Origin of the sequence: Paucibacter sp. PLA-PC-4 (assembly GCF_026241155.1) — a bacterium.
In the GTDB taxonomy this organism is placed as follows: Bacteria; Pseudomonadota; Gammaproteobacteria; order Burkholderiales; family Burkholderiaceae_C; genus Roseateles_E.
Genome location: NZ_JAPFGP010000013.1, coordinates 94,444 through 120,376, shown reverse-complemented (window position 1 = coordinate 120,376; position 25,933 = coordinate 94,444). Strand labels below are relative to the sequence as shown.

Sequence of the window (25,933 nt, the reverse complement as noted above, 5' to 3'; positions counted from 1 at the left end):
CCGTGCGGTTCAGGCCGGACGGAGCTCGCGACGCCGCCAGGCCAGCAGGCCCAGCACGCCGCTCAGCAGCAAGGCCCAGGACTGGGGCTCGGGCACGGCCGTCACACCGACCACACCGTCGATGTACAGGCGCGACACGTCCAGTCGCATGCCTTGCGCCAGCACGAGGCCGCTGCTGTCGATCGTGCTGAACTGGCCTTGCAGGATGCCCCAGTCCAGCAGGTCGAACTGCTGACCGGCTTGGGCGCTGAAGCCCTGGCTCAAGCTCAAGCGCAACGTAGTGTCCTGCCCCAGGTCCAGCAGCGCGCCCACGCTCAGTGCGCCATGGCCGCTGTCGCGCGTGGGGCCGCCCAGCGTCAAGGACAGCAGGGCGCCGCCGCTGAAGCTCAGGTCCTGGCGCACGCTGAACAGACCGGCGCTGTCGCCCGGTGCCAGCGTGGCGGCCTGCACGGCCAGCCGCTCCACCTCGCCGCGCCCGCCCAGCGTGCCGGCCTTGATCTGGGTGAGGCCGGTGTAGGCCTGCACGCCGTTGAGCACCAGCGTACCCTCGCCCGTCTTGAGCAGGCCCAGGCCCGAGGCCAGCTCGCCGATGCTGCCGGCCACCACCAGCGTGTGGCCGTTGGTGTCGATGAAGCCGGCGTCGCTGCCTGACTCGCCGTCCAGCAGCACGCTGCGCGTGGCGGCCAGCGTTAGCGAGTCCCAGGCGCGCAGGCCCCCCTGGGCGCTGCGGGTGGTTTCGCCGTCGTAGAAGCTCCTGCCCAGCACCAGCCGGTTGCCCGCCGCGCCCAGCGAGCCGTCGGCTGTGATGCCCAACACCGCGCTGCCAAAGCCCTGCGGGTCGCCCAGTACCAGGTCGCCGCTGAAGCTGTTGGCGCTGTGGGCCAGGCGCACGTCGAATTTGTCGGTGCTGCCTGGCAGGCTGCCGCCCTGAATTCGCAGCGGCGCGCCGCCGCCGAGGGCGCTCTGGACGATGATGGACTGGCCGTTGGCGACGAAGCCTGCGCCGCCGGGGCCGATCTGCAGGTTGGTGGCTGCCGTGATAACCAGCGGCACCGCCAACCGGTTGGTGACCTCCAGCGAGCCGTTGTCCAGCAGGATCAGGTTGCCGGCGGCGCCTAGCGCCTGCGCGTGGTTCAGCGTCAGGCGGCTGCCGTTGGTGACCTCCACCGTGCCGGTGAAGCCGTTGGCGCCGCCCAACGTGACAGCTCCGGGCGAGAAGCCCGCGCGGCCGACGACGAGGTGGCCCTGGCCAGCCAATATGCCGTCCAGCGTGCCGAACAGCGGGCGCAGCGTGCCGCCCGCGCCCAGGTCCACGCTGCTGCCGGCGGCGCTGTCCAGCGAGGTGATGGTCAGCAGCCGCCCGCCCAGCGCCAGCTGCGCGCCGGTGGCCACGTTCACCAGACTGCGCGTACCGAGCGCTTCGTTCACGCCCAGGGCCAGCGTGCCTTGCTGCACCTCGACCCGGTTGTCGCCGCTGCTGTTGGTGTTGGCGGTATTGAGCGTCCAGCGGCCGGCGCCGGCCTTGGTCATGCCCAGTCCGTTGATCGGCTGGTTGAACACGACGTCGAAGCCGTTGCTGTCCACCGTCATGTCGCGAAAGCTCGTGCTGCGCGTGACGGCAATGTCCAGGTGACCGGCGGCCACCAGGGTGCCGGGCAGCGAGAAGAAGCCGCTGGCGCGGCCGATGTTCAGCACGCCGGTCGCCGCGCCCAGCCGGGCGTCGCCGTCGATCACCAGCACCGCGGCTTGGCCGCTGGATTGCCCGGCCAGCGTCACGCCACCGCTGTGGCTGGCACTGCCGGCCAGCACGTAGCGTGCGGCGCCGCCGAGGTTGAGACGGCCGTCGCCGCTGATCGTGCTGCTGATGGTGTGGTCGCCGCTGCCGTTGATCCCGGCGGCCGTACCGGCCAGCGTGAGCGGGCGGCTCAGGTCGTAGCCGTCGGGCAGCGCCAGGCTGCCGCCTAGCTTGATGCCCTGGCCGGCCTGGCCCAGGTTGCCATCGTGCACGAAGCGCAGCGTCGTCGTGTTAGGTTGGCCGTTCGAATTGATGGTGCCGTCGTTGAAGACCCCCAGCCCGCCCGAGAAGCTGTTGTTGCCGGTGGCTGTGATGATGCCGCCGATGAGACTGAAGCCGCCGTCGCCGCTGATATTGCTGCTCACGGTGTTGCTGCCGCCGCCCAGCTGCAGCGTGCCGTTGCCGCCGGTGGTGACAATGTCGCGCGCCAGGTGGAAGCCATCGCGCACCAGGAGGCGGCCGCCACCCTCGAAGCTCAGCACCGGGCTGGCGCTACCCAGCGCGCTTTCGCGGCCGATGTCCAGCGTGCCGTTGCCGCGCAGCGTGATCTGGCCCGTGAGGCTGCGCGGGGTGTTGGTGGCCAGGGTCAGTGTGCCGTTGCGCACATCGAGATCGCGCTGACCGTCCAGCGCGCCGGTGATGATGAGCCGGCCGAAGCTGTCATCGAAGTTCACCAGCACGCGGCCGTCGCCGCCCAGGCTGCCCACGGTGGCGGTGCCGGCCGGGCCTATCGCCGCAAGCTCGCCTGAGCCGGCGACATCGCCGATACTGACCGTGCCGCCGTTGGGCCGAAGCACCAGCTCGCCGGCGCCGGTGACTGTGGCGACGCTGACCATGTTGTTCGCGCCTGCCGTGGCGACCGTGAGGGTCTGGCCGGCGCGGTCGACCGGGCCGTTCACCACCAAGCGCACGGGCGCGGGCGCAGTGCCGGCCAATGCCACGACCTCGGCGCGGGCCGTCAGTGTGATGGCGCCGGCCACGCTGGCGCCGGCCACCTTGCCGAACGGTGTGCTGACGTCCGCCGCGCTGCTGCTCAGGCGGCCACCCAGCGCAACGGGCCGGTTCAGCGAGGTCGAGACGTTGGCGCTGACGAACTGCAGCTCGCCGCCGGTCGCCACCTCGATGCCGCTGCTGCCCGCCAGCGCGCCACCTGCGATGCCCAGCGCGGCACCTGAGGCCACGGTGGTGATCCCGGCAAAGCTGTTGTTGCCGCTCAACACCGTGCGGCCGCCCGCCACGGTCAAGCCGCCGCTGCCGCCGATGTCGCCACGCAGAAAGAGCTGGCTGCCCGCGCTCGGGCCGCCGGTGATGTTGAGCGTGCCGTCCAGCGCCAGTGCGTTGTCCACCGTACCGTGGCCGCCGTTGGACAGCATGCGCAGGTAGGCGCCCGAGCCCCCGAAGCGCAGCGCATTGCCGCTGAGCGTGGGCGCCGCAGCGTTGACGCCCAGCGTCAGCCCCAGCAGCGTCAAGCCGCCGGCCAGGTCGTTGAAACTGGCCGGGCGGGCGGCGCTGTCCATCAGCAGCTCACCGCCGGCCACGGGCAGGCCGCCCGTCCAGTTGGCGGCCTCGCTCCATTTGGTGCTGGCGCTGCCGGTCCACAGGTGGACGGCGGCGCCGCCCGGGGCGGGAAGCAGGCCGACCAGTGCGAACGCGGTGGACAGGGCGGCGGGCAGAGCCTGCAAGGCGAGGTGTCGGCGCATGTCAGCTCCTCAGCGCGCGGCGGCGCGTCCACAGGCCCAGGCCGGCCAGACCTGCGGCCATCAGCGCCCAGCTCTTGGGCTCGGGCACCGGGGCCAGGGTGGCGGCGTAGCTGAGCTTGTCAATGGCGAAGCTGGCCGCGCAGCAGAGCGCGCTTTCGAACACCAGGCGATTGAAGGTCTGGTCCGAGGTGAAGCCGATGAACTGCAGGCCGCTACCGGTGGGTTCCAGCGTGGCGACGTGGCGGTAAGAGCCCAGGCCCTCCAGGCTGTTGGCGTCGATCTTGAAGACGGGCGGCGCGCCGTTGAACCAGGCGCCGAAGGCCCGCAGGGGAGCGTTGAAATTCAGGTCCGCCCAGCTGGCGGAGCTCATGCCGAAGAACAGGTTGGTGCTGCCGTCGATGTCCCGCGCGGTGTCGGGCGAGTCGATCCGCCAGGAGCCCTGCAGTGTGAAGTCGCCGCCGAAATTGCCGCCCGAGGCCGGGTGGTCGGAGGCGCCAGAGATGTCGCGGCCGAAGCGGTTGAAGTCCTCCGTGCGGACCACGCCGACGGCGGCCAGGAAGTCAGCCTCGCTGGTGTAAACCTTGGAGGCCGCCTGCGCGCTGGCTGCGAGGGCCAGCGTGGCGATCAGTGCCAGCATGCGGCGGGCCGTGGTGGCTTGCGGCCGTGCGGGGAACGTGCGGGGGGCTTGGGTCATGGTCGTGTCAGCTCAGGCGTTGTGGGGGCGCTCGTGCGGCGGTGAATGAAGGCCACCATGTTGCCCAGCCGGCGTCTCAGCGGCGTCTCAGCCGTGTCGGGGATTGGCATGCCGGGCCGCAGACGCCCCCCGCACCCGAGGGGTGTCGGTACCGATCAGCCCGTGCTCAGGCCCAGCGCGGCTCGCGGCGGGCAGCGGCCCGGGCGTCGAACAGCGAGGGGTGCTCGCTGCCACGCAGCGCCGCCAGTGCGGCGCGCGCACGTCGGGCGTCGGCGGGCGTGCCGCCGTGGGCGGCCAGCCAGGCGCAGGCGCGCCAGTGCAGGTCGGCATAGCCCTTGGCGGCCGCCAGGTCGGCGGTCTGCTGGGCCAGCGGGCGCAGCGCCTCGTCTGGCTCGCCGCTGAGCACGCGGGCGCGCACGCTCAGCAGCGCTGCCTCGGTGGCCCATTCCTGCATGCCGGCGCTGCGCGCCACTGCGGCCTGGCGCTCGGCGGCGGCGGCTGCGGCAGGCCCGTCGCCTCTCAGCAGGGCCAGCTCGGCATCGGCGCGAGCCTCGCGCGCCTGCACCATCGGGTGCTGCAGGCGCTGGCTGGCGTCGCGCAGGCGGTCCAGGGCCTCTGCAGCCGGGTGCCGGTCCAGGGCGCAGGCCACCAGCACCGACACCAGCGCCCAGTTCGACACGCGCAGCGGCTCCCGGGCCTCTCGCAGCAGCGGCGTGGCGGCGGCCAGCGCCTGGGCGGCGTCGCCGGGACGGCCGCATTGCAGCCACAGCCGTGCCAGGCGCAGCCGGGCCTCGGCCTCGAACAGACCGCTGGACTGCGCTTGCGCCAGGTCCAGCGCCTCGCGCAGGGCTGCCTCGGCCTCGGCATGGCGCCCCGCGCTGGTCAGCACGCTGCCCAGCACGAGCTTGGACAGGCATTCGGTGTGCACCACGCCGGCCCAGCTCTGCAGGCTGCGCCGGGCCAGGGCCTCGGCCTGCGCCACCTCGCCCATGGCCTGCAGCATCACGGCGAGATCGTTCTCGACTGTGATGCCTCGGCAGTAGTCAGGATGCAGCTCCAGGAGGCGCGCCAGCGCGTCATGCGCAGCGCGCACCTGGCCGCCGAACCAGTGAATCTGGCCTTCGAAGCTCAAAGTCGCAGGCAGCCGCGGCGCGGCCTCGCGAAGCTGGGCCAGCAGGCGCCAGGCGGCGGGGATGTCGGGCTCGCGCATCGCCAGCTCGATCAGCACCTCGAAGGCGTGGATGCGTTCGCGCGCCGGCAGCGCCGGCAGCAGTTCGCGCAGCCGGGCGGCATGCCGGATGGCGCTGGGCAGGTCGCCGGCGAAGACGCGGTTGTCCACCAAGGCGGCGCACAGCCGGCCTTCGATCTGCTGGCGCTGCTCGGCGTCGGCCACCCCGTCGAGTTGGACCCGGATGGCCAGCAACGCCTGCTCGGCGCGGGACAGGTCCTCCAGCAGGTCGCAGGCAGCCAGCTCCAGCCGGGCGCGCAGCGACTGGGCCATGTCCAGCGAGTCCTCGGCCACGGCCTGCCAGACCGCCCGCGCCCGCTCGTACTGGCCCAGCGCCTTGAGCTGCTCCGCACCCAGGTGCTGCCAGCCCAGAGCGGTCTGCGGCTCGCCGGCGACGCGCCAGTGTTCGGCCACCGCCATGGCGTCGGCCCATGGCTGCTGGGCCAGCCAGAGCGCGGCATGGCGGTGCAGCACAAGGCGGCGCGGCGCCGCCAGGCCGGCCACGGTGGCATGGCGAATCAGGTCGTGCGAGCAGGCCAGGCCTGGCGCCTGTGGCCGCAGCATGCCGGCGGCCAGGGCCTCGTCGCGCGCCACGGCCCAAGCGGCGTCGCCTGCTGTCCCCTCGGGCAGTCCCATCATCATGCGCAGCGCCGACTCAGGCAGAGGCTGTAGGCCGACGGCGGCGGCCTCGACGGCCTGACGCGCTGCCGGCGTCAAGGCCTGCAGGCGGCGGTTCACCATCTGGCGCACCCGCTCCGGCAAGGCGCCGGCGCTGTCCTGCGCCTCGGCACCGCCGGCCTTCACCAGCTCGCCTAGCGCAAAGGGGTTGCCGGCGCTGGCTGCGTGTAGACGGTCCAGCTGAGCGTCGCTAAAGCGCTGCGCGGGCCAGCGCGCCTGGCAGACCCGGGCCAGCTCGGCTCGGCTCAGCGCTGGCAGTGCCAGCTGCTCCAGGCGGCCGGCGGCCTCCAGCGGCTGCAGGGCCTGGCGCAGCGCCTCGGGCATCTCGTGCGGGCGCGCGGCGGCGCGCCAGCGCAGGCGCTCGCCATGGGCCAGCATCTGCAGCCACTCGAGGGTGGCCGGGTCGCACCACTGCAGGTCGTCCACCAGCAGCACCGGCGTCAGGGCCTCGAAGGCGCGCGTCAGCGCTTCCGCCAGGCGCGCCTGAGCTGTGAGTGCGTCCAGCGGGGGCAGGGGCTCCTCGGGAGCCAGTTCGGGCAGCACGCGGGCGAGGTCCAGGCGATAGGGGCGCAGGCCACCGTGCGCATCCTGCAGGGCAGCCTCCAGCCGCGGGCGCTGCGCCCGCAGCGCATCCAGTAGCGGTCGGTAGGGCATCCCGTGCAGACCCTCCAGGCCGCGCAGGCAGGGCGCATGCGGGAAGGCGGCGGCCAGCAGGCTGCTTTTGCCGGCGCCGGGCTCGCCCAGCAGCAGCAGGGCGGGTGCGGGGCTGCCGCGCAGCTGCCGGTGCTGGGCCTCGCGCGCGGGCGGCGGTGGCGCCTCCTGATCGCTGGTAGGGCGCATCTGGCGGCCCTGCTGCAGCCAGCGCCGGTGTAGGGCCTGGGCGGTTTGCAAGCACCACTGCGCCAGGCCCTCGTGGCCCGTCAGCCGCCAGCCGCGCGGCCAGTCCTGCGGGTCCAGGGGCGGGCCCTCGGCCGCAGCCTGCCAGGCCGGCAGGTCAGTGGGCAGCTGAAGCTGCAGCTGCGAGCCCTGGGTCAGCAGCCGGTCCGCCACACCCCAGCGTTGCAGCAGGACGCGACTGCGGTGCAGATTGACGCGCAGATGGTGCAGGCCCTCGGCGGGCTCGCAGTCGGGCCAGAGCAGGGCGGCCAGCCGCTCGCGGGACTGCCAGCCCTCGCTGGCGGCCAGCACCAGAAGCAGCGCGCCCGGCAGGGTGCACGGCAGCGGCTGTGGCGTCCCGCTCGGGGGCACCCAGGCCGGCAGATCCGTCAGGCGCAGCATCGGCGGGCCGCTGCGCTCAGCCCTGCTGTTGGCGGTCCTGCTCGGCCGCCGCCAGCACCGCCTCGCGCCACAGCCGGGCCGGCACAAATGTGCGCAGCTGCTCCATCGCCTTGGCGATCAGCTCGGGGTGCAGCTCATGGCCGATGCCGGGCTTGACGTCGGCGGTGACATCGGCGCCCAGCTGCACCAAAATCTGGGCGGCCTGCACGATGTCGCGGTAGGGCATGCGCTCGTCGGCCATGCCGTGCAGCAAGTGCAGGCTGACCTCCTCGGGCACGTGCTGAGGCAGCCTGGCATAGCGGCCGCCGAAGGCCAGCACGCGGCCGGCCAGCCGAGGCTCGACTTGTACCGCCTCCAGCGCCATGATGGCGCCTTGTGAGAAGCCGCCCAGAGCCACGCGCTCCCAGGGCAGCTCGAAGTGGGCGGCCCAGTGCCTCACGCTGGCGATGAAACTGGGCAGCGCCGCAGCGACCCGCTCGATGCGGCTGGCGTCGTCGATCCGCTGCAGCGAGAACCATTGGTAACCTGTCTCCCCATCGGCCGCGCCGTCAAAGCGCTCCGGGGCGTCGATACTCAGCACCGCTGCCTGCGGATACTGAGCGCGCAGGGCCTGGGCCAGCGGCGCCATCTGCGAGCCGTCGCGGCCCAGGCCGTGAAACAGCAGGAACAGCAGCTGCGGCGCCTGGCCATCGGGCAGCAGCATCAGGGTGGGCGTGTGGAGGTTGGGCTTGCTCATGGTGCTATTGTGAATCGCAGAACGCCAAGCGGCGTCTCAAGCGGAGAGAGGGCGGGAATGGAGCTGAAGGTCAATGGGCAGGCCCACGCGCTGCCCGCGCATGCGAACGATGCCGCGATGCCGCTGCTGTGGGTGCTGCGTGACGGCCTGAACCTGACTGGCACCAAGTACGGCTGCGGCGTCGCGGCCTGCGGTGCCTGCACCGTGCATGTCGACGGCCAGGCCGCGCGTGCCTGCGTGACGCCGCTGGCCAGCGTGCAGGGCAAGGCAATTACCACCATCGAGGGTCTGGCCGCCGGCGCGCTGCAGCAGGCCTGGATCGCTCATCAGGTGCCGCAGTGCGGCTACTGCCAGAGCGGCATGCTGATGGCCGCCGCCGCGCTGCTGGCCAACAACCGCAGGCCTAGCGATTCCGATATCGAAGCGGCGATGACCAATTTGTGCCGCTGCGGCACGTATCCGCGCGTGCGCGCCGCGATCAAGGACGCGGCCGCCAGGATGAGCGCCCAGTCCGCAGGCAAGCGCGTATGAAGCGCCGCACGCTGCTGCTGTCCGGTCTTGGCGCTGCCGGCGCCCTGCTGGTGGGTTTTGCCGCGCTGCCTCCGCGCAGCCGGTTGGGCCATGCCAAGACGCAGTCTGTGGTCGACGGCGAAATCGGCCTGAATGGCTGGATCAAAATTGCCGCCGACGGCACCGTGCTGCTGGCGATGAACCGCAGCGAGATGGGGCAGGGCGTGCATACCGCGCTTGCCCAACTGGTGGCTGAGGAACTGGTCGTGCCGCTAGCTCGACTGCGGCTGATCGCGGCCGGCCATGAATCGCTGTACGGCAATGTCGCGATGTTCGTCGGCCAGCTGCCACTCCCGCCGCGCAGCCTGGAACCCGGTCAGGAAAGCCTTGCCGCGAGGCTGGGGGCCTGGACCGTGGCCAAGCTGGCGCGCGAGCTGGGCATCAATGCCACCGGTGGAAGCTCCAGCGTGGCCGATGCCTGGGAGCCGTTGCGCTGGGCGGCCGCCACAGCCCGCCAGCAGTTGCTGGGCGCGGCCTCGCTGCGCTGGAAGCTGCCGCTGGCCGAGCTGCGCATCGCCTCCGGCGTGATCAGCCATGTCTCCTCGGGCGATAGCGCCCACTACGGCGAGCTGGTCCAGGCGGCGGCCGCCACGCCTCCCGGCGAGGTGGAGCTGAAGCCGGCGGAGCAATGGACCTTGATCGGGCAGTCCGCGCCGCGCCTGGATCTGGCCGCCAAGATCGATGGTTCGGCGCGCTTTAGCATCGATGCGCGGCCGCCAGGCCTGCTGTATGCAGCGATTCGCCACGCGCCGATGCTGGGCGGTGCGCCCGGCGCGCTGCCGGTCGATGCGGCGCTGCGCCAGCCGGGAGTCGAGCGGGTCGTGCGCCTGGGGCCTTTTGCAGGCGGCCATGCGGCGGTGGCCGTGGTTGCTCGCAACAGCTGGCATGCGCTTCGCGCAGCGGCGGCGCTGGAGATCGAGTGGCAGGGCCGACCAGCCGGGGCGTTGGACAGCGAGCATATCGCCGCAGCGCTGGCCGAGGCGGCGCGCCGCGCCGCCGCCGACGGACTGGCCTTCGCCAGCGAGGGTGATGCCGACCGCGCGCTGGCCGGCCCGGGTCGCAAGATCGAGGCGCTGTACGAGACCCCCTACCTGGCCCATGCGGCGATGGAGCCGATGAACTGCACGGCCCGGGTGCGCGACGGCCGGGTCGAGCTCTGGGTGCCGACCCAGGTGCCGGGTCTTGCCCTCGAGCTGGCCGCGCGCGTGGCCGGCGTCGCGCCCGATGCGGTCACCGTGCATGTCAGCTATCTGGGTGGCGGCTTCGGCCGGCGCCTGGAGATCGATTTCGTGGGCCAAGCCGTGCGGGTAGCGCTGGAGACCGGCGGCCGGCCGGTGCAATTGTTGTGGTCGCGCGAGGAGGACATGACGCACGACTTCTACCGCCCGGCCGGCTCGGCCTTTTGCGAAGCGCTGTTGGGCGAGGACGGCAAGCCGCTGGCCTTGCGCATCGGCAGCGCCGGCGATGCAATCTCGCCGCGCTGGATGGAGCGGGTGCTGCCGACGCTGGCCGGGCCGGTGGACCTGCCGGACAAGACCGCGGCTGAGGGTCTATTCGACCAGCCCTATGCCGTGCCGCAGCAACGCATCGCGCATCTGGCTACGCACCACGGCGTGCCGGTCGGCTTCTGGCGTTCGGTCGGTCATTCGCACAATGCCTTTTTCATCGAGAGCTTTGTCGACGAGCTGGCCCACGCGGCCGGGGCCGATCCGCTGGACTATCGCTTGAGCCTGCTGCACGACCTACCGCGCCACGCTGCGGTGCTGCGACTGGCTGCCGAGAAGGCCGACTGGGGCCAGGCCCTGCCAAGTTCTGGCAGAGGTCAGGGCGTCGCTCGCGGCCTGGCCCTGCATGAGAGCTTCGGCAGCATCGTCGCCCAGGTAGTGGAACTGACGCAGGATGCTGACGGGAGGCCCAAGGTGCTGCGCGTGGTTTGTGCGCTGGATTGCGGCACCGTGGTGAATCCGGCCATCGTCGAGCGCCAGATGGAGGGCGCCATCATCTTCGGGCTGACGGCAGCGCTGTTCGGCCGCATCGACATCGAGGGCGGCGTCGTGCGGCAACGCAATTTTCCCGACTACCCGCTTCTGAGCCTGGCACAGACGCCGCACATTGAGACCCACCTGATCGCAAGCCGCCATGCACCCACCGGCGTCGGCGAACCCGGCACACCGCCGGTGGCTCCGGCGCTGGCCAATGCCTGGTTCGCGCTCACCGGCGAGCGGTGCCGGCGCCTTCCTCTGCTGCCCTAGGCGCTGCGTCGCCACGGCGCAACCAGAGGCCGAACACGGTGCCGACGACATACATGCTGACCGAGTAGGCCGCGGCCGGCAGCGCCATCTGAAAGTTCTGGAGCACGCTCAGCGCGATGTAGAGCGCCAGGGTCGAGTTGTGGATGCCGATCTCGAAGCTGATCGCCGTGGCCATCGCCTTGGCAAGACCGAGAGCGCGGCTCAGGTAGTAGCCCGACAGCAGGCTCAGCAGATTGAATACCAGCACGATGCCACCGATGCTGGCGGCCGAGTCGGCCAGCGCGCGCCACTCCTTGGCGATGGCTCCTAGGGCCAGCAGTGCCAGCACCACGGCGCTGAAGATCTTGAAGGGCTTCTCCAGCCGTGCTGCCAGCGCCGGGCGCCAGCGCGCCACGCTCATGCCGACGACCACCGGCAGCAGCACCACGGCCATCACCTCGGCGACCTTGGCGGTCTGCAGCGGCACGATGCCTTCGCCGATGAAATGCTGAAGTGCGAGGTTGGCGATCAGCGGCATTGTGATCACCGACAGCAAGGTGTTGATCGCGGTCAGCGAGATGTTCAGTGCCACATGGCCGCCGAACAGGTGCGAGAACAGATTGGCTGAGACCCCACCCGGCGAGGCCGCAAGCAGCATCAGCCCCACTGCCATTGCCGGCGGCAGGCCGACCAGCTTGATCATCGCGAAGCAGGCCAGCGGCAGCAGCAGCATCTGCAGCAGCAGCGCGATCGCCACCGCCTTCGGGTGCCGGCGAAGCCGCGCGAAATCTTCCAGGCTCAGCGACAGGCCGACGCCCAGCATCACCAGGGCCAGTGAGATCAGCAAAAGGGTGGGCAGCAGGGCGGTCATTGGGCGTGGCTTGAGGCGTACTTGAGGCGCTGATCTTGGCCGCGCGAGCTCACGCCCACCAGCGGGATTTCGAGGCCCCGGGTATGCCCGGTGCAGGCGCGGCTAGTGAGTCGCCGTCGCCCGCAGCTGCCTGTCATGCCAGCGTGCGAGCACCATGGTGGCGACGAGCGCGCCCAGCAGAGCCAGAAACATATCCGACTGGGTGTCCCAGGGGTCGCCCTGGGTGCCGAGAAACTCGTCGGCGCCCTGGCCCAACGCAAGCGCCGCCCACCATTCGAACAGCTCGTAGACCGCGCTGACCGCCAGCGCGACGCAGACCGCCAGAAAGCCGGCCATGCCTCGCCCGGCCACGTGGCCGCCGCGCAGCAGAATCTCGCGGGCCAGCAGGGCCGGGATCAGGCCTTGGGCGAAATGGCCGATCTTGTCGTAAGGGTTGCGCGACAGCCCCATCAGTTCCTGCATCCAGAAACCCAGTGGTACCCGCGCATAACTGTAGGCCCCGCCAAGGATCAGAATCAGGCAGTGGACGAAGATCAGCCCGTACATCAGCGGCGTGAGAGGGAAGCGCGCGCGCGTGGCGGCCAGCAGCGGCACGGCGATCAGCACCGGCGCCACCTCCATCAGCCAGGTGGCGCGGTCATAGGGCTGCCAGCCGGACAGCACAAGGGCGGCGATCAGCAGCAGGCCCATCAAGGCCAGACGGGGGGTGGGTGTCATTGATAGTCTTCGCGCGGCAATCAGCGCAGGCCGCCGACGCGCGCGTCCTTGGGGTAGCCGATCACATAGCCGGCCGTGAGGCGCTGGCTCTGGCCGGGCGCCAGCTCGAACTGCCAGGCCACGATGCCCGGCTGCTGGCGCCAGCTGTCGATGGCGGGCTCGGGATCGAAGCGGGTCAGCACCTTGATGTCGTCGTGGCGGGCGACCGGCGCGGCCTCGAGAATTTGAACGCTGACGTGGCGTTGCTGCAGGTTCTCGATGCGGTAGGCGCGGCCGAGCTGTTGCTCGACACGGCTGCCGATCAGGCCGCGGTCGCCGGCTTTGCGCTGCTCGGGCTCCACTGTCACGCGCAGCCGTTCATCTCGGCCAAAGAACAGGTCGAGCCGGTCCTGATTGGCCAGGCGCAGCTGGCTCTGGCCGACGAAGTCGCCGTCGCGGAAAAGCTGCAGCAGCCCGACCGGCCAGACCCCGGTGGGGCGCGCGCTCTCGGCCACCAGATAGGCCTGAGCCTCTGCGCTTGGGTTGGCGCGTGCCATCAGCTGTGCGTCCAGCATCTGGTGACCAAGGGCCATACCGATGCGCTGGCCATCGGTCGCGATCGAGACTCGGCCCGGCACCTCGAACTCGGTGGCGAATTCGCCGTGGAACACCGCCACATTGAAGTCCAGTTCGGGGCCGTCGGCCCTTTGCACTCGCGGCGCGGGCGCTGCTGCGGCGGCTGCATAAGTCGGTGCCGGCCGTGCTAGCTCGGCGCTGGGCGGCGGCAGCAAGTCCAAGGTCCAGGATTTGGGTGGCGGCATGCCGGTGGCCTGGCGTGGCTGGGTGGTCGAGAGCCGCAACTTGACCTGCGTCCAGTCCTCGCCGCTTTGCTGTGCGACCTGTGCATGGCGCTCAAGCCGGACCTGGCCGGAGCGGCTGTCAAGGTAGGCGCGGTAAACCGGCTCCCAGCCAGCCTGGCTGAGGCGATAGGACAGGCGCAGCTCGGCATCGCGCGGCGCGGCCAGGCGCACCACCACGGTCCGCAACTGCGGATTTGCCTGCACCAGTCGGTCGCGCTCGGCCGTCAGCGGCGCCAGCAGGCGTTCCAACTCCTGCTTACGCCGCTGCAGCGCCTGCTGGCGCTGCAGGGTGTCCAGCCCGCTGCGGCGCAGAGTCTCGGCGGTCGCCGCTATCGACGCAGACTGGCCGCTCGGCGCGGTGTAGTTCTTCAGATAGCCCAGCGCCAGATCATGGGCGTCGGTCTCGGCGGCCAGCGCGGCTTGCTGGTCCTGAAGCTCGCGAATTCGTGTGTCCAGCGGCGAGTCGGCGCATTCGGGCAGGGCCGCGCGCGCGACGGTCTGCACCGTGATCTCGCCGATCGCCAGACCGCTGCCCTGTGCCGCACGCAGCTGCAGCGAGTCGGTATCGAAGCGGGCGGGCAGGCAGGCGATCTTCAACTGCTGCTGTCCGGCCTTGACCGCCAGCACTCGCTCGACACTGGCGCCGCCCGGATAGACCAGTACCTGCTCAATGCGTCCGGCCTGGGCCTGGGCCAACGTCGGGACCAGCACCGCTACGAGCAAAATGAGCGTTCTTGTTTCCATTGCCGTCCTCCTCTCCATATGGCGGGGAACATAACATGCGGGTTCCGCCCCGCCAGCCTGACCATGACCGTCCCGCCTCAAGCCAATACATCCCGCAAAGCCCTTGTGCTGTTCTCCGGCGGCCAGGACTCCACCGCCTGTCTGGCCTGGGCGCTGCAGCGTTATGCCGAGGTCGAGACCCTCGGCTTCGACTACGGCCAGCGCCATCGCGTCGAGCTCGAATGCCGCCTGACCGTGCGCAGCGAGTTGGCCCGGCAGTTTCCTGCCTGGGGCGCCAAGCTGGGCGATGATCATCTGCTAGACCTGAGTCTTCTGGGCCAGATCTCCGACACCGCGCTGACCGAGGATCGCGCCATCGCGATGCAGGCCAATGGCCTGCCCAACACCTTTGTGCCCGGCCGCAACCTTCTGTTCCTGAGCTTTGCCGCGACCCTGGCCTACCGGCGCGGCGCTTCGGTGCTGGTGGGCGGCATGTGCGAAACCGATTTCTCGGGCTACCCCGACTGCCGCGACAACACCCTGAAGGCCTTGCAGGTGGCGCTGAGCCTTGGCCTGGACGCGCCGATGACGATAGAGACGCCGCTGATGTTCATCACCAAGGCTCAGACCTGGGCGCTGACCGAGAGCCTGGGCGGCGCGGCGCTCAACGAAATCGTCATCGAACACACCCACACCTGCTATCTCGGCGAGCGCAAGATCCGGCACCGCTGGGGTTACGGTTGCGGTAGCTGCCCGGCGTGCGAGCTGCGCGCGCGCGGCCATGCGCAGTACGAGGGTCGGGCATGAGGCGGGTCGAGCGCCGCTGCGCGCCGAAGCCGGCCCGCATACCCTTAGCAGATCGGTCGGCGTACTCGCCGTACGAGGCAAGCACATGACCTGGTCGACATTAGCTTGGATAGCCGCGGCGCTGCTGCTGTTCTGGGGCATTGGCGCCTACAACAGGCTGATGCGGCTGCGCAATGCGATCGGCGAAGCCTTTGTGCAGTTGGACCTGCAGCTCGGTGCGCGCGCCGAGGTTGGCGAGCGGCTGCTGGCTATGTTGCGGCCGGCGCTGGAGAGCGAGCAGGCGACGTTCGATGCGCTGGACAGCGCCCAGGCTGAGGTGCAGGCTGCCGTGCTGGCGACCCGGGCCAAACCCTATGCGGGCGATCCGGTCGCCAGCCTCGCAGTGGCCACGGCCGTGCATGCGGCGGCGTTGACGCGGCTGATGTCTCTGGTCGAACACCATGGAGAGCTGGGCCCGCAGGCCGAGATCCAGGCCGCGCTGGCCGAGCTGAAGCTGATCGAACGCCAGCGCGCTTTCTCGCGCCAGGTCTTCAACCAGGCGGTCAGCCAGTACAACGAGGCGGCGAAGCAGTTCCCGACCCGGGTGCTGGCCAGCCTCTACGGATTTACCGAAGCGCGCTCGCTGTAGAAGCTTATTGCAATTGTTTTGTTGGCAAGTCGGGGGGGGCTGCATAAACTGCGGCCACGACACAACAAGGAGACTCCGATGAGCTTGCGAGCGATTTTGTTGGGCGCCGCGCTGGCCGCCAGTACCTGCGCCGCCGCGGCGCAGGATGCCAAGACCCTGCACCTGAAGGCCCTTGCCGCCACCTGTGCCAACTGCCACGGCACGGCGGGGCGCGCCGTCGAGGGCTCGGCGGTGCCAGGTCTTGCCGGTATGCCGGCCGCCTATTTCACCGAGCAGATGAAGGCCTTCAAGAGTGGCGCCCGTCAGGCCACCGTGATGCACCAGCTGGCCAAAGGCTATAGCGAAGCCCAAATCGAACAGCTGGCCGGCTATTTCGCCGCCCTGCCGCGCAACTGACGGAGATCCGACACCATGATGCAAAGACGCAATCTCCTGCAGGGCGCAGCCGCCTTGTCCGTGCTGGGCCTGGCTGGCTGCGCGAGCACCTCGGTGCCGAGCAAGGCCCGGGTGCTGGTCGTCGGCGGCGGCTATGGCGGCGCCACGGCGGCCAAGTACATTCGGCTGCTGTCCGATTACAAGATCGAGGTCGTGTTGGTCGAGCCCAGCGAGGCATTTGTCTCTTGCCCGATCTCCAACCTGGTGCTGGGCGGCTCACGCCAGATCGGCGAGATCACCACGCCTTATAGCGCGCTGCAATCCAAGCACGGTATCACCGTGGTGCGCGACTGGGTGACCGGCATCGACGCGGCCAAGAAGACAGCGACGCTTGCCTCCGGCCCGGTGATTGCCTACGACAAGCTGGTGCTGAGCCCCGGCATCGACCTGATCTGGGACTCGGTGGCCGGGCTCAAGGAAGCCAATGCCGCAGGCCAGATCCTGCAGGCCTGGAAGGCCGGTCCCGAGACAGTGGCGCTGCGCCGCCAACTGGAGGCGATGCCTGACGGCGGTGTCTACGCGATCACGATTCCCGAGGCGCCCTACCGCTGCCCGCCCGGGCCCTACGAGCGTGCCAGCGTGATCGCCGGCTACTTCAAGCAGGCCAAGCCGCGCTCCAAGGTGCTGATCTTGGATGCCAATCAGGACGTGACCTCCAAGGGTGCGCTGTTCAAGAAGGTTTGGGCCGAGCAGTACAAGGGCATCATCGAGTACCGGCCGCAGCACAAGGCCGTGGCGGTCGACGCGAGGAGCAAGACTGTCAAGTTCGAGATCCAGGACGACGTCAAGGCCGATGTGCTGAATGTGCTACCCAGCATGCGGGCCGGCGCCGTTGCGGTGCAGGCCGGCTTGGCCAACAGCAACGCCCGTTGGGTCAATGTCAACTATCTGAGCTTTGAGGCAACCGCCGCCAAGGACATCCATGTGCTGGGTGACTCGATCCAGATCGCGCCGGGCATGCCCAAGAGCGGCCATATGGCCAACAGCCACGGCAAAGTGGCGGCGGCTGCCATCGTCGCCCAGCTCAATGGCTGGGAGATCAACCCGGCGCCTATGCTAACCAACACTTGCTACAGCTTCGTCGACGCGAAGAACGTCATTCACGTCGCCAGCGTGCACGAATACGTTGCGGCCGAGAAGACCTTCAAGACCGTGGCCGGCTCCGGCGGCGTGTCCGCCGGCCCGACCGAGCTGGAGGGCACTTACGCCTGGAACTGGGCGCGCACGATCTGGGCGGACTCGCTGGCTTGACTAGTTGCAGACTATGGCGCCTGTGTTGACGAGTTCGTCGAACAGCGCCTTCAAGGCCTGGCCCGACATCGCGTAGGGGTTCAGTCTGGTGGTCTCGCAGTACTTCAGCACCAGGGCCGGGTTCAGCCTCGACAGGTTGACCTGGCCCATGCTCCAGCCGGCGAAGTGGCGCTCGGCTACCTCCTCGTAGCTCAGCAGGATCACATCGCGGTGGCGGGCGTCGCCGACGATGGATTTGTAGCGCGCGTTGACTGCGTCGCGCCCGCCCTCCAGCACCTGCATGAAGATGCCGTCGCTGTAGCACAGCAGGCCGGTCAGGCCCTCGGCCGGGTTGTGGGCGCGCGAGGACTTGAGGATGGCCGCGAGCTCGGCCTCGCTCATCGGGCTGGCGGCGCGGCTTGCATAGAGCAGACGGACTAGCATCTGGTTTTCCTTACTTCTTGGATAGCAGGGATAAGAATTCGCGGCGCAGATTGGCGTCCTTCAGGAAGGCGCCGCGCATCACGCTATTGGTCATCATCGAGTCGATGTCCTTGACGCCGCGCCAGTGCATGCAGAAATGGTCGGCCTCCATCACGATGGCCAGGCCATCGGGCTGGACCCGCTCCTGCAGCTCGTTGGCCAGCATCGTCACCGCTTCTTCCTGGATCTGTGGCCGGCTCATGATCCAGTCGCACAGCCGCGCATACTTGGAAAGACCGATCAGATTGGAGTGTTCATTGGGCAGCAGGCCGATCCAGACCCGGCCCATGATCGGGCACAGATGGTGGGAGCATGCACTGCGCACGGTGATCGGGCCGACGATCATCAGCTCGTTGAGCCGGGTCACGTTGGGGAACTCGGTGACCAGCGGGGCGTCGGCATAGCGGCCCTTGAAGATCTCCCGCACATACATCTTGGCGACGCGCTTGGCGGTCTCCTGGGTGTTGTGGTCGCTGTCGGTGTCGATAACCAGCGCTCGCAGCACCTCCTGCAGCTTGGCCTGCACCTCGGCCTGCAGCTCGTCGAGCTCCCCCTCTTCGATGAAGGCGGCGATATTGTCATTGGCATGGTGGCGGCAGCCGGCACCGCGCAGCCTGTAGCGTATGCGCTCGGAGGCTGGCAGGGCGGCCAGCTCGGCCTCGCTGCGGAAGATGGTGTCAGGCTTGTCCCCGGTCATGGGCGTCTCGGTAGTCTTTGTTCGGCCACCATTGTGTCCGGATTGCAAATTCCCTGCCGCGCCGGGGCCGACGGCGGGCTGCCCCTACACTGAGCGGGTGCTTTCACCACCCCCGTCCACTTCCCTTTCCCCGCCCCTGCAGCGCCTGATGCTGCAGACGGCCGATGCCGTGCAGGCCGTGCGCGAGGGTCAGTCCTTGACCGCTGTGCTCGCGCGCTGCCCGCAGGAGCTGCGCCCAGGCACCCAGGCCTTGAGTTTCCATGTGCTGCGCCTGCTGGGCGGCGCCCAGGCGGCGCGTGCCCAGCTGGCCCCGAAAACGCCACCGCCCAAGGTCGACAGCCTGCTGACAGTCGCACTGGCCCTGTTATGGCCGGTGGCTACGCCGCCCTATGGCGACCACACGGTGGTGGATCAGGCCGTTAGCGCAGCGCGCAAGCGCGCCCCGGCCAGCGCCGGCTTTGTCAACGCTGTGCTGCGCCGCTTTCTGCGCGAGCGCGAGGCGGTGGTGCAAGCCGCGCAGCGCGAGCTTCAGGGCGAGTTCAACCATCCTCCCTGGTGGATAGAGCGGCTGCGCCAGGATTGGCCCGACCAATGGCAGGCCGTGCTCAGAGCGAACAACGAACACCCGCCGATGAGCTTGCGGGTCAATGTCCGCAATGGCGACGCGCCCGCCTATGTGCAAAGGCTAGCCGCCACCGGCATAGCCGCGCGCGTGCTCGGAGCGCTGGCGCCCCAGGCCGTCGTGCTGGAACGCGCCGTCCCGGTGACGGCGCTGCCGGGCTTTGCCGAGGGCGAGGTCTCGGTGCAGGACGCGGCGGCCCAGCTGGCCGCGCCGCTGGTGGTACAGGCCTGGCAAGACCTGGGCCCCCTGGCCGCAGGCGCCCGGGTGCTGGACGCATGCGCGGCTCCGGGCGGCAAGACCGCCCATCTGCTGGAGTTGGCCGATCTGGAGCTGCAGGCCCTGGACACCGACCCGCAGCGCCTGGTCCGCGTTCAAGAAAACCTGGACCGCCTGCGCCAGCGCGCCAGCCTGAAGGCCGCTGACGCGCGCGACACCGCCGCCTGGTGGGACGGCCGGCTCTTCGACGCCATCCTGCTCGATGCACCCTGTAGCGCCTCCGGCATTGTGCGGCGCCACCCCGATGTGCGCTGGCTGCGCCGGCCCGGTGATATCGCCCAGTTGGCCGCGATCCAGGCCGAGCTGCTGGAGGCGCTGTGGCCGACGTTGAAGCCCGGCGGGCGTCTGGTGTATGCCACGTGTTCTGTTTTTAAGGCCGAGGGCCAGGACCAGGTCGATGCATTTTTGCAACGCCATAGCGATGCGAGCCCGGTCCAGGTGCAGGGCTTCACGGGGCATCTGCTGCCCCTAGCCGACAATGGCCCGCAAGCGGGTGCGGGGGTCTCGGTGGTCGATGGCTTCTTCTACGCCTTGCTGGTAAAGAACTGATTAGTCCCTTGGTCTTGCGCCTGCCGTTCTCCGCCGCCCCGTTTTCCGCCGCCTTGGCGCGAGCGGCGCTGTTGCGTCTGTTGCTGGCACTGTTGTTGCTCGCCGGGCTGGCACCGGCCAGGGCAGACGGGGTGGATCTGGTGCAGCTGAGCACCGAGCGGGCCGAGGATGGCCTCTTGATGAGCTTCAGCACCCGCTTCGAGCTGCCGCGGCCGGTCGAGGACGCTTTGCTGAAGGGCGTGCCCATTTATTTCACCGCCGAGGCCTCGGTGCTGCGTTCGCGCTGGTACTGGCGCGATGAGCGCGTCTCGCGGGTCTCGCGCAGCTGGCGCCTGGCCTGGCAGCCGCTGACTCGCCAGTACCGTGTCAGCAACGGCGGCCTGCACCAGAGCTATGTCACGCTGCCCGAGGCGCTGGCCTCGCTGCGCGGCATTGCCGGATGGCGGTTGGCCGAGGGCAAAGATCTGGAAGAGGGTAGCCGCTACTACCTGGAGTTCAGCTACCGGCTCGATACCAGCCAACTGCCCAGGCCGATGCAGATCGGCCTGGGCTCGCCGCAGGGCTGGGCCCTGAGCGTCGAGCGCAGCCTGGCGCTGAATGCTGACCTGACCAGCAACAAGCCATGACCCGCGCCGCGCGTTGGGCCTGGCTGGTCTCGCTGGTGGCCGTTACCGGCGCCAGCGGCGTGTTGGCCTTTTTGCTGTCGATCGGCGGTACCGCGCAGCGTGGCTTTTTCGAGCGCCACTACGTCTGGTTGTTCTGGCTCAATGCGACGGTGGCTGCGGTGCTGGTGCTGGTCATCAGCGTGGCGGCGGTGCGCCTGGTGCTGCGGGTGCGTGCCGCCAAGTTCGGCAGCCGGCTGTTGCTGAAGCTGGCCGGCATTTTTGCGCTGGTGGGCGTGGTGCCGGGGTTGCTGATCTACACCGTGTCCTACCAGTTCGTGAACCGCAGCATCGAGAGCTGGTTCGATGTCCGGCTGGCCAGCGCGCTGGATGCCGGCCTGAACCTCGGGCGAGGCACGCTGGACGGCCTGGTCAACGACCTGTCGAACAAAACCCGCGACGCCGCCGACCGCCTGACTGACACCCAAAGCCTGCAGCCGTTGGCGCTGGAGCGTATCCGCGAGCAGCTCTCGGCCCGCACTGTGGCCCTGGTGGGCAACGGCGGGCAGATCCTGATGTCGGTGGGCGGCGACACCAGCGCGCTGGCGCCGGAGCGGCCTGGCGCGGTGCTGCTGCGGCAGGCGCGCGCCTCCGGTGTGATGAGCCAGCTCGAAGGCCTGGAGGACGAGGCCCAGGCTCTGCAGGGCAATGCCTTGCTGCGCGCGCTGGCCCTGCTGCCCAGCACCGATATGAGCCTGGGCAGCGCCGACCGTTATCTGATGGTAGTGCAACGCCTGCCCAGCCAGGTCCTGGCCAATGCCTTGGCGGTGCAGACCGCCAACAGCGAGTACCAGCAGCGCGCGCTGGAGCGCGACGGACTGCGCCGCATGTATCTGGGCACCTTGACCCTGGTGCTGATTCTGGCGGTGTTCGCGGCCCTGCTGTTGGCCGTCACCCTGGGCAATCAGCTGGCCCGGCCGCTGCTCCTGCTGGCCGACGGCATGCGACAGGTCGCGCATGGCGATCTGTCGGCCAAACCGGTGCTGTCCTCGCGCGACGAGCTGGGCGGCCTGACCCGCTCCTTCGCCGACATGACCGATCAGCTGGCGGACGCCCGTGCGCTGGTCGAGCGCAGCGTGGCCGATCTAGAGGGCGCGCGCACCAACCTGCAGACGATTCTGGACAACCTGACCGCCGGCGTGATCGTGTTCGACGCCCAGCAGCAGATCGATACCGTCAACCCCGGCGCGACCCGAATCCTGCGCCTGCCGCTGTCGGCCTATCGCGGTCGGCGGCTCGAAGAGGTGCCGCAGTTGGAGGCCTTTGCCCAGTCTGTCTGGCAGCGTTTCGAGCAGCTCAGCGACGCACCCGAAGCCGGCGAGCGTGGCCACTGGCAGGACGCCTTCGAGCTGCAATTGCAGTCCGGCCAGGACACACTGACCCTGCTGGTGCGAGGCGCGCAGCTGCCGCTGGACGGCCGCTTGATGGTGTTCGACGACATCTCTGAAGTGGTCTCTGCCCAGCGTTCGGCCGCCTGGAGCGAGGTGGCACGGCGCCTGGCCCACGAGATCAAGAATCCGTTGACGCCGATCCAGCTCTCTGCCGAGCGCCTGCAGCACAAGCTCGAAGCCAAGCTGGAAGGGGCGGACCAGGCCATGCTGGTGCGCTCGGTCGCCACCATCGTCAACCAGGTGCAGGCGATGAAGCAACTGGTCAATGAGTTCCGTGACTATGCCCGGCTTCCCTCGGCCAAGCTCAGCGCGCTGGACCTGAATGCGCTGGTGTCCGAGGTGCTGATGCTGTATGCCCCAGCCCAGGAGGCTGGCCGGCTGCATGCCGAGCTGGCCCAGGAGCCGCCGCTGATCGAGGGCGACGCGACACAGCTGCGCCAGGTCATCCACAACCTGGTGCAGAACGCGCTGGACGCTGTCAGCGACAAGCCCGACGGCCATGTGCTGGTGCGTACGCAGAAGGCCTTCAACGAGGCCGGCGAGCTGCGCGCGCTGCGTTTACAAGTAACCGACAACGGCCCCGGCTTTGCCGAGAAGGTGCTCAAACGCGCTTTCGAGCCTTATGTCACGACCAAGACCAAGGGCACCGGCCTGGGCCTGGCCGTGGTGAAGAAAATCGCCGACGAGCATGGCGCGCGCATCCGCCTGGCCAACCTTCATTTGCAGGGCGACCAGGCTCAGGCGCTGATCGGCGCTCAAGTTTCGTTATCATTTTCAAAACTCGCGACTGCACCCAGCCCGGCCGAACCCGGCGATGCGCACAGGGCCGCGTGAACAGTAGGCATACATGGCAACCATTCTTGTAGTTGACGACGAACTGGGCATACGAGCCCTGCTGTCCGAAATCCTGACCGACGAAGGTCACACGATCGAGCTCGCCGAGAACGCCGCGCAGGCCCGCGCCGTGCGCGAACGGATGCGGCCCGATCTGGTGCTGCTGGACATCTGGATGCCCGATGTCGACGGCATCACCCTGCTCAAGGAGTGGGGCAGTGCCGGTCAGCTGTCGATGCCGGTGATCATGATGAGCGGTCACGGCACGATAGACACGGCGGTCGAAGCTACCAAGGTCGGCGCGATCGCCTTCCTCGAAAAACCGATCACCTTACAGAAGCTGCTGCGAGCAGTTGAGCAGGCCCTGGTCAAGACCGCGCCGCGCGCCGCACCGGTTGTCGGCGTGCCCAGCAGCTACGCCCGCAGCGAGCTGATGAGCCCGAGTTCGCATGTGGCGCCGGTACTCAGCGCTCCGCCGCTGGCCAGCCTTCCGACCAACGGCCTGGCCTCTGAGCAGGTGTTCGAGCTTGACCGTCCGCTGCGCGAGGCCCGCGACGCCTTCGAGAAAAGCTATTTCGAGTTCCATCTCGCCAAGGAAAGTGGCTCGATGACTCGAGTCGCCGAGAAGACCGGCCTGGAGCGTACTCACCTCTACCGCAAGCTCAAGCAACTAGGTGTGGACCTGACACGCAACAAGCGCGGTGGCGGTCTGTAATTTCTATGCTATAGTCATGGTCTTCGCTGATTCGGCAGACCTGTCGAAAAGGCGAGAAAAAAGATAAATGGCCTGGTAGCTCAGTTGGTAGAGCAGCGGATTGAAAATCCGCGTGTCGGTGGTTCGATTCCGCCCCAGGCCACCAAGACATTGTGCAAAAGCCCATCCTCAGTGATGGGCTTTTGTTTGTTTGGCGCATGTTCTTGGCGCCGTCGAATATCGCACTGCGGGATTAGCTCAGTTGGTAGAGCGATACCTTGCCAAGGTATAGGTCGAGAGTTCGAGTCTCTTATCCCGCTCCAGATTCGCCCATGTGGCTCAGTGGTAGAGCACTCCCTTGGTAAGGGAGAGGTCACGCGTTCGATCCGCGTCATGGGCACCAGGACCTCGGCGGCCTCGCTGTACGTCCTCTGGGTGTTTAGCGATTTGGTTCGTTGGTCCGCCCATGGATCGTCGGTCCGAACATACTCTCGTGGGCTGTCTGATCAGGGAACCGACGATGAATACCGAGACAAGCGCCCTGCGCGCATCCCAGGCCGAGTTGCTGAGCAGGTTGATCGCCGGTCTGTGCACCCGCACGCTGAATCAGTTTGCCGAAGAGTCGCGGCTGGACGGTGAAAGCCTCAAGGATGCGGTCGAGCGCTACGAGGTCGACTACGCTTGGCAGGTGTTGAGCTCGGGGCGCCTGCGCGACGACACCGTTTCTCGGTTGGCGGGCCGGCTCAAGCAGCCGGTGAGCGAGCCGCTGAAGACCTGGATTGCCGAGATCCTGAATGCAGCCGCCTCGGCTCAGCCGTCCGAGCTGCTGATGAGCTTTGACAACGATGTGCCGGAGCAATTGGCCGCGCTGCTGTGCGCCGACTTAGTTCCCGAAACCGAGCCGGCAGCCGCGGCACTGAGCTGAGCGCTCTGCGGCTTCTGCACGGCGGCAAACGGCCGCCGGCCCCGGGCGTTTCCTTTGTCGCAACTGTATCGACCGCGCCCGGTCGTCGTGACTGCCTTGCATAATCCCGGCCAAACAATGCCTGGGAGGGCCTGCTTGATGAGTAGTGATCTCGACAAACTCAACCGGCTCACCGAGTCGCATGGCGCGCTGCGGCCCGGCAAGGGCATGGTGTCGGGGGTGATCGCGCTGGCGCTGGCAATCCTGTGCTTTCTCGGCGTGCTGGCATTTCACTGGCCCGAGTACCTCACGACGCCGCAGCTGCGCCGCTCCTACCAGGTCGATACACTGCGCAGCCTGCTGTTTGGTGCGCTGGTGCTGTCGGGCGCGATTGCGCTGTTCAACATCCTGCGCGGCCGAGCGCGCTGGCTGGCGCTGGCGGCTTTTGTGCTGATAGCCCTGTCGCTTGCCCTGGGCGGCCACAAAGTGCCGGTAGACAGCAACTTCCCCGACAACACGCCCTATATCGGCCTGGACTGGTTCATCCTCGACCTGCTGGGCTCGACTCTGATCTTTGTGTTCATCGAGAAGCTGTTCGCGCTGCGCAAGGACCAGCCGGTGTTCCGCTCCGAGTGGCAGACCGATTTCCACCATTTCATCGTCAACCATATGGTGGTGGGCTTCGTGCTGCTGGCCACCAATCTGCTGGTGCACAGGCTGTTCGGCTGGGCCGCACATGACGGTGTCCGCGGCTGGGTGCAGGGGCTGAACTTCTGGCTCGCGCTGTTTTTGATCGTGCTGGTGGCCGATCTGGTGCAGTACTGGACGCACCGGGCCTATCACGAGGTACCGACGCTGTGGCGGCTGCATGCGGTGCACCACAGCGTCAAGAGCATGGACTGGCTGGCGGGTTCGCGGCAGCACATCCTTGAGCTGGTCATCACCCGCACTCTGGTGCTGGCGCCCATCTATGTGATGGGCTTCAGCAAGGAGGTGATTGACGCCTATATCATCGTCGTCGGCTTCCAGGCGGTGTTCAACCATGCAAATGTCAGCGTGCGGCTAGGCCCGCTGCGATACCTGATCGTGACGCCCAACTTCCACCACTGGCACCACGCCCAGGACGACGAGGCTATCGACAAGAACTACGCCGCCCATTTCGCGTTCCTGGACTACCTGTTCGGCACGGCGGTGAAGTCCGAGCGCGCCTGGCCGGCACGCTATGGCGTGGTCGGCGACTACGTGCCTAATGGCTTCGTCAAGCAGCTGGCCTTCCCCTTCGTGTGGAAAGGCTGAGCCGATGACCAGCCCCGTCCTGCCCGGCGGTTTGCGCGCCCGCCTCGAAGCGCTGCTGGCGCGCGGCCGGGACGATGCGCTGCTGCGCTTCGGTCTTGGCAAGGCCTGTCTGGATGATGGCGATACGGCGGCAGCGGTCGAGCACTTGCAGAAGGCGACCGAGCACAAGCCGGACTACACGGCCGCCTGGAAGCTGCTGGGCAAGGCGCTGCTGGCGCAAGGGCGCCCGCAGGAGGCCGGGGCGGCTTGGCGCCAGGGTCTGGCGCTGGCACAGAGCCAGGGCGATCACCAGGCCGGGCGCGAGATGGGCGTCTTTCTCAAACGTCTGTCACCGCCGCCGCCCGGCTGAAGCTGCGCAGCACCGC

The 25,933-nt window shown here is 68.7% G+C and carries 22 protein-coding genes and 3 tRNA genes; 16 read left to right on the top strand and 9 right to left on the bottom strand.

What is annotated here, in order from left to right; translation table 11 throughout:
* Positions 1-9: 9 nt before the first annotated feature.
* From OOZ63_RS19635 to ypfH, 4 genes are all read right to left on the bottom strand, one after another.
* The gene (locus tag OOZ63_RS19635; RefSeq protein ID WP_266007290.1) at positions 10-3,495 is read right to left on the bottom strand and encodes a beta strand repeat-containing protein; all 3,486 of its coding nucleotides are present in this window, start codon (positions 3,493-3,495) and stop codon (positions 10-12) included.
* A gap of 1 nt (position 3,496) precedes the next feature.
* The gene (locus OOZ63_RS19630) at positions 3,497-4,189 is read right to left on the bottom strand and encodes a PEP-CTERM sorting domain-containing protein (RefSeq protein ID WP_266007288.1); all 693 of its coding nucleotides are present in this window, start codon (positions 4,187-4,189) and stop codon (positions 3,497-3,499) included.
* Positions 4,190-4,355: 166 nt separating this feature from the next.
* Positions 4,356-7,373 carry an ATP-binding protein gene (locus OOZ63_RS19625; RefSeq protein ID WP_266007287.1) on the bottom strand — a complete coding sequence of 1,006 codons (3,018 nt, stop codon included), beginning with the start codon at positions 7,371-7,373 and terminating at the stop codon, positions 4,356-4,358.
* 16 nt (positions 7,374-7,389) lie between these two features.
* Positions 7,390-8,109 (bottom strand): esterase, encoded by a 720-nt coding sequence (gene ypfH / locus OOZ63_RS19620; RefSeq protein WP_266007286.1) that lies wholly within the window; start codon positions 8,107-8,109, stop codon positions 7,390-7,392.
* A gap of 57 nt (positions 8,110-8,166) precedes the next feature.
* Between ypfH and OOZ63_RS19615 the strand changes: the two genes are divergently transcribed.
* On the top strand, positions 8,167-8,640 hold the full coding sequence (locus OOZ63_RS19615; RefSeq protein ID WP_266007285.1) for a (2Fe-2S)-binding protein: 474 nt from the start codon (positions 8,167-8,169) through the stop codon (positions 8,638-8,640).
* Positions 8,637-10,931 carry a xanthine dehydrogenase family protein molybdopterin-binding subunit gene (locus OOZ63_RS19610; RefSeq protein ID WP_266007284.1) on the top strand — a complete coding sequence of 765 codons (2,295 nt, stop codon included), beginning with the start codon at positions 8,637-8,639 and terminating at the stop codon, positions 10,929-10,931. Before OOZ63_RS19615 ends, OOZ63_RS19610 begins: the two co-directional genes overlap by 4 nt.
* On the opposite strand, the gene OOZ63_RS19605 is transcribed toward OOZ63_RS19610, so the two are convergent.
* From OOZ63_RS19605 to OOZ63_RS19595, 3 genes are all read right to left on the bottom strand, one after another.
* On the bottom strand, positions 10,891-11,781 hold the full coding sequence (locus tag OOZ63_RS19605; RefSeq protein WP_266007283.1) for a bile acid:sodium symporter family protein: 891 nt from the start codon (positions 11,779-11,781) through the stop codon (positions 10,891-10,893). The genes OOZ63_RS19610 and OOZ63_RS19605 overlap by 41 nt on opposite strands.
* Positions 11,782-11,883: 102 nt before the next feature.
* On the bottom strand, positions 11,884-12,498 hold the full coding sequence (locus OOZ63_RS19600; RefSeq protein ID WP_266007282.1) for a DUF2238 domain-containing protein: 615 nt from the start codon (positions 12,496-12,498) through the stop codon (positions 11,884-11,886).
* A gap of 20 nt (positions 12,499-12,518) precedes the next feature.
* The gene (locus OOZ63_RS19595; protein WP_266007281.1) at positions 12,519-14,081 is read right to left on the bottom strand and encodes a DUF4139 domain-containing protein; all 1,563 of its coding nucleotides are present in this window, start codon (positions 14,079-14,081) and stop codon (positions 12,519-12,521) included.
* 63 nt (positions 14,082-14,144) lie between these two features.
* Between OOZ63_RS19595 and queC the strand changes: the two genes are divergently transcribed.
* The 4 genes from queC (at position 14,145) to OOZ63_RS19575 (ending at position 17,181) form a co-directional block, all read left to right on the top strand.
* Positions 14,145-14,867, top strand: coding sequence for a 7-cyano-7-deazaguanine synthase QueC (gene queC / locus OOZ63_RS19590; protein ID WP_266007280.1), 723 nt, complete (start codon positions 14,145-14,147; stop codon positions 14,865-14,867).
* Between the two features lie 85 nt (positions 14,868-14,952).
* Entirely contained in the window at positions 14,953-15,495 is a 543-nt protein-coding gene (locus OOZ63_RS19585; RefSeq protein ID WP_266007279.1) for a LemA family protein, read from the top strand.
* A 78-nt stretch (positions 15,496-15,573) separates the two neighbouring features.
* Positions 15,574-15,891, top strand: a complete 318-nt coding sequence (locus OOZ63_RS19580) for a c-type cytochrome (RefSeq protein ID WP_266007278.1) — start codon at positions 15,574-15,576, stop codon at positions 15,889-15,891.
* Between the two features lie 18 nt (positions 15,892-15,909).
* Positions 15,910-17,181, top strand: coding sequence for an NAD(P)/FAD-dependent oxidoreductase (locus OOZ63_RS19575; protein ID WP_266007352.1), 1,272 nt, complete (start codon positions 15,910-15,912; stop codon positions 17,179-17,181).
* On the opposite strand, the gene OOZ63_RS19570 is transcribed toward OOZ63_RS19575, so the two are convergent.
* Together OOZ63_RS19570 and folE are read right to left on the bottom strand one after the other, a co-directional pair.
* Complete coding sequence (locus OOZ63_RS19570; RefSeq protein WP_266007277.1) at positions 17,182-17,604, bottom strand: BLUF domain-containing protein; 423 nt, start codon at positions 17,602-17,604, stop codon at positions 17,182-17,184. It abuts the gene before it with no gap.
* Between the two features lie 10 nt (positions 17,605-17,614).
* Positions 17,615-18,340 (bottom strand): GTP cyclohydrolase I, encoded by a 726-nt coding sequence (folE, locus tag OOZ63_RS19565; protein ID WP_266007276.1) that lies wholly within the window; start codon positions 18,338-18,340, stop codon positions 17,615-17,617.
* 148 nt (positions 18,341-18,488) lie between these two features.
* On the opposite strand from folE, the gene rsmB reads away from it, so the two are divergent.
* From rsmB to OOZ63_RS19515, 10 genes are all read left to right on the top strand, one after another.
* Positions 18,489-19,787 (top strand): 16S rRNA (cytosine(967)-C(5))-methyltransferase RsmB, encoded by a 1,299-nt coding sequence (gene rsmB, locus OOZ63_RS19560; RefSeq protein WP_266007275.1) that lies wholly within the window; start codon positions 18,489-18,491, stop codon positions 19,785-19,787.
* 8 nt (positions 19,788-19,795) lie between these two features.
* Entirely contained in the window at positions 19,796-20,413 is a 618-nt protein-coding gene (locus tag OOZ63_RS19555; protein WP_266007274.1) for a DUF4390 domain-containing protein, read from the top strand.
* Entirely contained in the window at positions 20,410-22,674 is a 2,265-nt protein-coding gene (locus OOZ63_RS19550; protein WP_266007273.1) for a sensor histidine kinase, read from the top strand. Before OOZ63_RS19555 ends, OOZ63_RS19550 begins: the two co-directional genes overlap by 4 nt.
* A gap of 13 nt (positions 22,675-22,687) precedes the next feature.
* Positions 22,688-23,389 carry a response regulator gene (locus tag OOZ63_RS19545; protein ID WP_266007272.1) on the top strand — a complete coding sequence of 234 codons (702 nt, stop codon included), beginning with the start codon at positions 22,688-22,690 and terminating at the stop codon, positions 23,387-23,389.
* Between the two features lie 69 nt (positions 23,390-23,458).
* Positions 23,459-23,534: transfer RNA gene (locus OOZ63_RS19540), tRNA-Phe, on the top strand.
* Positions 23,535-23,615: 81 nt separating this feature from the next.
* Positions 23,616-23,691 (top strand) — tRNA-Gly (locus tag OOZ63_RS19535).
* Between the two features lie 5 nt (positions 23,692-23,696).
* Positions 23,697-23,771, top strand: a tRNA-Thr gene (locus OOZ63_RS19530).
* 117 nt (positions 23,772-23,888) lie between these two features.
* Positions 23,889-24,293: a hypothetical protein gene (locus OOZ63_RS19525; RefSeq protein WP_266007271.1), complete on the top strand. Its 405-nt coding sequence runs from the start codon at positions 23,889-23,891 to the stop codon at positions 24,291-24,293.
* A 138-nt stretch (positions 24,294-24,431) separates the two neighbouring features.
* Positions 24,432-25,568 carry a sterol desaturase family protein gene (locus OOZ63_RS19520; RefSeq protein ID WP_266007270.1) on the top strand — a complete coding sequence of 379 codons (1,137 nt, stop codon included), beginning with the start codon at positions 24,432-24,434 and terminating at the stop codon, positions 25,566-25,568.
* A gap of 4 nt (positions 25,569-25,572) precedes the next feature.
* The gene (locus OOZ63_RS19515) at positions 25,573-25,917 is read left to right on the top strand and encodes a tetratricopeptide repeat protein (protein WP_266007269.1); all 345 of its coding nucleotides are present in this window, start codon (positions 25,573-25,575) and stop codon (positions 25,915-25,917) included.
* Positions 25,918-25,933 lie beyond the last annotated feature (16 nt).